Consider the following 2,111-nt stretch of genomic DNA (forward strand, 5'->3'; position numbering starts at 1 on the left):
CACCCACTGCCGCACGGATCTGGTGCGGCGCATGACCTGGCGTCGCAAGCCAAGGGTCGTCTCGTCCGGGACCTCCGGCAGAAAGCCACTGGCGCAGAGCTGCGCCAGGACCGTCGCGTCGGTCCTGTCGGCCTTGATGCGCGCCTCGGCGATCAGCCGCACCTGGCGCGGGTTGGCGATCACCCCCGGCCCATGTGCGGCCGGATCACCTCCGCCACCGCCCTCGCGGTGCCGGTCGCCGCGACCACGACGTGGCCGGCACGGGTCAGGTTCTGCGCGAACGCCACCCCATGAGCACGGGTCATGCCGATCCGGCCAAGCCGCCGGGCCATGCCGCGCTCCCAGCGCATCCGGCCTGCCCGCACTTGCATGCTCCCGGTGCCCCACATCCCGGATGGGCTCACCATAGCGCTGATCCGGAGATCAGCGGGACCGCAGGGCACCGAAGCCATCATGCCGGATACCGGATAATGGCCAAGTCGAGCGGCTCAACCGGACGCTGAAGGATGCCACCGTCCGCCGCTACCGCTACGGCAGCCACGGCGAGCTCAGAACGCACCTGCGGCTCCTCCTCGGCGCCTATGACCACGTCCGCACGCACAAGACCCTACGGGGCCTCATACCCTGCGAGTCTCATCTGCCAGGGCCAAAGAGCCCAAACGGTTCAGGCTCGACCCGGCACACCACATCCCGGGACCATACACCTAGATACCGTAATCGGGTCGGCCGGTAGAGGGAGCCGCTGCGGCCGGTTGTTCTTCCCCAAGACCCTGGCTGGGCCGAGATCGAGGGAGGCACCGAATGACCTACTATGCCGGCATCGACGTCTCGCTGGAGACGAGCAGCATCTGCATTGTGGATCAGGCTGGCTCGATCGTCCGCGAACTCAAGGTTGGAACTTAGCCGGAGGCACTCGCCGCTGCGCTGAGAGATCTCAACTTGGTCTTCACGCGTGTCGGCCTGGAGGCCGGACTGGTGTCGCAGTGGCTGCATGGCGGCTTGGTAGCGGCGGGACTGCCGGTGGTGCTGCTGGAGACCCGACAGGTGCGGGCGGCCACGAGGACGATGCCAATCAAGACGGACCGGACGGATGCCCAGGCCATTGCGCAGATGGTCCGAACCGGTTGGTTTCGAGCCGTGCACGTAAAGTCGCCGCTCTCGCAGGAGCTACGGGCGCTGCTGACGGCACGGAAGCTGCTAGAGGCCAAGCTGCGTGACATCGACAACAGCCTGCCCCGGACCTGATCCGGGGGCATCCGCGGCCTGCTCAGGGGCTTCGGCCTGAAGATGAGAAAGGTCGGCGAGCGCGGCTTTCCAGCCCGTGTCCATGAGCTTGTTGGCGTCCGGCGTAGTCTGGCTGTCGTGATCGAACCATTGCTGCAGGTACGCGGCGTTCTCCTGGCGGAACGAGAAGGCCTGCATCGTCTGGTCATGACCGCAACCCGCCACGACGAGACATGCCGGCGTCTCATGACGGTGCCGGGTGTGGGGCCGGTGACGGCACTGACCTTCTGCTCGGCCGTCGATGATCCGGCGCGATTTACCCGCTCACGTGCCGTTGGCGCCCACTTCGGCCTCACCCCGCGCGCTACCAGGCCGGAGAGACGGACCGGATCGGGCACATCAGCAAGCAAGGCGATGGCCTGGCCAGGCAGGCTCTTTACGAGGCAGCCAACGTCCTGCTGACCCGCACCAGCCGATGGTCCTCGCTCAAGGCATGGGGGATGGGCATTGTGCCAGGCGCGCCGGCATGCGCCGGGCCCTGTCGGCGCTGCCGACATTACTCCGTAGGATCGGGCTGAAGCCCGATGGTCGCGGTCGCCCGCAAGCTCGCGGTCGTGCTGCACCGGATGTGGTGCGACGGCACCGGTGCCGGCACTATCGCCGAGCCCGCCTGCTAGATTGGCCTGCTCCGCCTGTCTGACCGTAGCTTATGGCGGCACGACGCCGACCACGAACACCAAGCGAGCAACCGCGACATGACACGCAAGCCGGTCGTTGACCGACCCGATTACAGAAGGATCCGTTAGTTCTTGAGCCAGTCGAGGGAGGCGGCGAGTCAGAGGACGCCCATGAAGGAGCGGGCGGTCTTCTCGTAGCGGGTGGCGATG

General features: G+C 66.9%; 3 pseudogenes. 2 read left to right on the forward strand and 1 reads right to left on the reverse strand.

The annotated features are described in order from the left end of the window. Positions 1 to 389 (reverse strand): annotated as a pseudogene (locus tag VNS22_RS18750) (IS110 family transposase); the annotation flags it as partial. A gap of 80 nt (positions 390 to 469) precedes the next feature. On the opposite strand from VNS22_RS18750, the pseudogene VNS22_RS18755 reads away from it, so the two are divergent. Then, positions 470 to 708, forward strand: a pseudogene (locus tag VNS22_RS18755) (integrase core domain-containing protein); the annotation flags it as partial. Positions 709 to 801: 93 nt separating this feature from the next. Next, positions 802 to 1,901, forward strand: a pseudogene (locus tag VNS22_RS18760) (IS110 family transposase). The last annotated feature ends 210 nt before the right edge of the window (positions 1,902 to 2,111 follow it).

The organism is Geminicoccus sp. (assembly GCF_035556675.1).
In the GTDB taxonomy this organism is placed as follows: Bacteria; Pseudomonadota; Alphaproteobacteria; order Geminicoccales; family Geminicoccaceae; genus Geminicoccus.